General features: G+C 34.0%; 4 protein-coding genes. 1 reads left to right on the top strand and 3 read right to left on the bottom strand.

Translation table 11 applies throughout. The features are described 5' to 3' along the window. Positions 1–388 precede the first annotated feature (388 nt). Positions 389–1,240: a LysR family transcriptional regulator gene (locus ACFX4I_RS26240; protein ID WP_377424154.1), complete on the bottom strand. Its 852-nt coding sequence runs from the start codon at positions 1,238–1,240 to the stop codon at positions 389–391. A 195-nt stretch (positions 1,241–1,435) separates the two neighbouring features. On the opposite strand from ACFX4I_RS26240, the gene ACFX4I_RS26245 reads away from it, so the two are divergent. Beyond that, positions 1,436–2,659: an MFS transporter gene (locus ACFX4I_RS26245; protein ID WP_377424156.1), complete on the top strand. Its 1,224-nt coding sequence runs from the start codon at positions 1,436–1,438 to the stop codon at positions 2,657–2,659. A 254-nt stretch (positions 2,660–2,913) separates the two neighbouring features. On the opposite strand, the gene ACFX4I_RS26250 is transcribed toward ACFX4I_RS26245, so the two are convergent. Continuing rightward, positions 2,914–3,063: a hypothetical protein gene (locus ACFX4I_RS26250; protein ID WP_167555960.1), complete on the bottom strand. Its 150-nt coding sequence runs from the start codon at positions 3,061–3,063 to the stop codon at positions 2,914–2,916. Between the two features lie 271 nt (positions 3,064–3,334). Then, positions 3,335–3,820, bottom strand: coding sequence for a hypothetical protein (locus ACFX4I_RS26255; RefSeq protein WP_377424159.1), 486 nt, complete (start codon positions 3,818–3,820; stop codon positions 3,335–3,337). Between the last annotated feature and the right edge of the window lie 336 nt (positions 3,821–4,156).

Genomic DNA, 4,156 nt, shown 5'->3' on the forward strand with positions numbered 1-4,156 from the left:
TAAGTCCTTCAAAAAATTAGAATATGGTGGGCTTATTTTAGTATGGCCTCTTTCACTAATGTGTTTTCATACAAAAAGAGCTGCTGGTCAGCTCCTGATATAGCACCCGTTAGTTAAAGAACGCTCTATTATTTTTATCTTACCTACACCCAGTTTCCTTTACGGAAAAAAATTGCTTCCCTTGTTCCGTCAACAGTAACACCGTCGATGTCCATTTCACTGTAAAAGTCATTTTAAGTGTTTTTATAAGCAATAAAAAGTGTTAGAACTGATGATTGGAACTTCTTAATATTACTTTCTCAGGACAAATTATTTTTAACAAGTTATAAATAATGTTATATGTAAAATATCAAAAAGCCCATCAAGTATAAAACCCCTTTTTTTATAATTAACCAATCGTCTCCAGAACATTTTTTAATTGTACGATATTGTTCTGTTCGCCGTCGTTCATCTTAAAAACGAAAACGGTATTAATGACATTGTTAAAGCTTAAATTGTAATAGTGAATGTTTGTATAGTTATATAAATCTATAAGCTTAGTATTCAATACTGCAATGGTATTGCTGATTTGCAAAAAATCTTGGATACTGCTGATTGATTTTATTTCCTTTAATTTATATGGTATTTGATTATTCATAAGCCATTCGGTCACAGCTCTTGTATACATACAACCTATACTCAATACGAGCAATGTAATAGGTGTTTTCCAATCAAAATTGATGATATGGTCCTTACTTGAAATGATCTCGAATGTTTCAGTTGCAACGATGTCATAAGTTAAGTCGGGATATTTCTTAATAGGTTCACTAATGAGTGCACAATCTAATTCGGAATTGTGCACTTTTTGGTTTATGGCATTACTGGAATCTACGACGAAATCCACATCCATTTGAATCTCGTTCATATTCAATGTATTCGCGATGTGGGCACCATAGATTTTCAAGGTTGTATGTGATGTGCCAAAGTCCACTTTAGAGTTAGTTTGAAAGGCACCAATGTTTTGTAAAAATTCTTCGTACTCTTGTGCAATAAGTTGAAGATAGTTTTTATACTGTATTCCTACGCTAGTGATTTTCAATCCTTGGGGCGTGCGTTTAAAAACAAGTTTGCCAATTTCCGACTCTATTTTTTTCACTTTAGCCGTAAGGGCGGATTGAGTATAGTTCGTGATTTCTGCAGACTTACTTAAATTTTGACGGTTTAATATTTCAATTTTCAATGCTATTTCTTTGATGTTCATATAGTTGGCACACCCTATAAAAAAAATTTATGAACCCTATCATTTTCCTCCATTTTACGCTTCAGGGCAGTCAGAGTAAACTCTAGTTAGCTTAATAAGTAAGGGAGACTAGATAATGCTAGAAGCTAAAAATAAGAATTTATCCCACCGAATTATTATTGAACGATACATCAAGCTTAGGGGGAGAATTTCTTAATGCATACATATTATAAATGGTTAATCGTATTGGTGGCCACGTTATCCCAAACTGCAGCAACCTTTGTGACATATGGCATGGGACCTATCGCTGCATTTTATCAAATTGAATGGAATTTAACACCACTTCAAACAGGCTTCATTGTTTCAGCGGTCAATATTGGTCCAATGTTTTCAATGCTGGCGTTCGGTTATTTGATGGATAAAAAAGGGGAAAAACACATTATCGGGTGGGGGAACATTTTATTGGGGCTCTCAGCTTTAACGCTAGTTTTTGTTAATGATTATATGGTATTACTGCTTTTATTATTGTTGGTCGGTATATGGTACGGAAGTGCTCAAACCGGTGGAAGCACGGCCATCGTAAAATGGTTTCCAAACGAACATAGAGGTCTGGCTCTTGGGATAAGACAGACGGGAATACCGATTGGAGGATCTTTAGCCTCTGCAGTTTTATCCTATACATATTATCATTTCAATTTGTCATCAGTACATGTAGTACAAGGGATCGTAGCAATAATGGGAGGGCTGCTCTTCCTATTATTATATAACGAACCAGAAAGAACGAGTGTAACGGGATCAACCTCGGACGGGTTCAAGGAGAAAATGAATGTCATCAAAAATAATAAAGAGTTATATCCGATGTATATAGTGGGTGTTGTGATGATGTCATTACAGATGATTATCATTGCGCATTTTATGAGTTATTTGCATAACGAAGGGGGCTATCCATTAACAGAGGCAGGAAAATATTTAAGCATCGTTTTAATAGGTGGTATGGTTGGACGGGTAGTCATCGCATGGGCGAGTGATCAATTCTTTGAAGGTAAAAGGGAAAGATTATTGCTAATTGTGATGGCTGTTACCGTAATTCTTACAGTGATGCTGCCACTCATCATGACTGTTGAAATGGAAATCTTGATGCTTTTATTTTGTTTTCTTTTGGGTTTTGTAGCCATTGGTTGGTATTCCATTTTTATTGCTTGTATCACAGAGCAATCGGATTCACGTTTTATAGGTTTAACGGTGAGTTCAGCATTGACATTAAATCAATTATTCATTGTCATAGCACCCTCTTTGTTCGGATTAGTCGTTAATCTATTGAACAGTTATCAACAAGCCCTATATTTGGCCGGAATATCTGTAGCTTTGGGAGCGATTAATTTATACAGAGCAAAAATAGAAAAAAGAATGGATTATGGGATCACCACAAAGTTGGATTAAATTAATACAAACAACCTTGATAAATGAATAAATAAAAGAGCATGTTTTGAAAAAAAATAAATCAAAACATGCCCTTGTAATATTTAGTTGGATTATTCTTTTATAAAAAAGATTGATCATTTTTGTGTTCCTTAATAAACTAACGCACCCGTTAGTTCTATAAGACTTATTGTTGAGTTGACAAGTGAAGGAGGGAGTAGGATGGAGAAGATCATTAGAAAAGATAGAAAAACGCCCAAAAAAAGGCGTTCAATTTAATCATTTTTATTTATTTTTCCGTCGTTCCCCTTGTCAATACCAGTAGCGTTATTAACTATTTGTGGAAACAAGTTTAACCCCTGATCTAAAGCATTCATTGAATCGGCTTTTTGGCCAAGGTTTTTTGATTTTTCTTGTTTTTTCATTTTTGTCGCCTCCTAAAATTAGGATTCGTAGTAAATCAAAAAATATTCCAAAGTAATTTTTAAATGATTATGTTGCACAGTTCGAATAAACTATTCTACTTGAACTAATCTGCCCCGATAGTTCCATTGAAAAAGCTGTCTTAAAGACAGCCCCGATCTTCAGCTAACGCACCTTTAGTTTAAGTACTATTCTTCACAAACTATCAGCTAGTTTAATTCACAATAAGAAGATATAACGTACTGTTGACGAAATAGTTGTATGGTTATGTTTTTAATTATCGTTATTAGATAGGTATTCTGCTACATCTTTTGGAACTTTAAAATTTAAATTTAGTTTCTTGGTTCTAAGTTCGATATAAGGACTATCTTTATATGTAATAATTGTAGCGATTTGTTTAAGTTCCTTTTTAACTGTAATAGGCTCTCCAAGTTTGACTGTACCCTCTTGGTACATCTTATAAATATACCCTTTAGTCGAATTTGAAGGAATATCTACAATACTCCATTTATCAACTTCAAGTGTATTAATAAATTCATTTACATCTTCTTGATTGTCTATAACGTTTAAAACCAATTCTGGATTTTCTTCTGACGTTACTTCTATCTTTTGGGATTTATCAAGCCCAGGGTCTTCTTTCAAGTCTTCTTTTTCTATACTACATCCGAATAAAAATATAGATACGCTAAAAGGAAATATAAATTTCATACAAACCTTTTTAATAATTGTTGTCCCCCCCCCCCCAAGAATCAGAACCATACACTCATTTACTAAACCAAGAAAATTTTAACATTTATTGATTATTATTACTATACCTCTGCAGTCTAAATTAATATCGATCTTAAGCCTTAGATTATACAAATAATAAAACCAAACTATAAATTACTTCACTTAAACTATCCTGCCCCGTTTGTTCCATAAAAAAAAGAGCTGCCCTAAAGACAGCTCCAATCTTTGCTAACTATTTATCATTCGTGATTATTAAGATTGCTGGTAAATCTTACTGAACATCATTAGTTAATCGACCGATGTTCTCGACTTCAACAACGACCTCATCCCCCGACTTGATCGGGCAGCTGCCAGATGGTGAACCCG

This window comes from Peribacillus sp. YIM B13472 (assembly GCF_042788005.1).
Classification (GTDB): domain Bacteria; phylum Bacillota; class Bacilli; order Bacillales; family DSM-1321; genus Peribacillus; species Peribacillus simplex_E.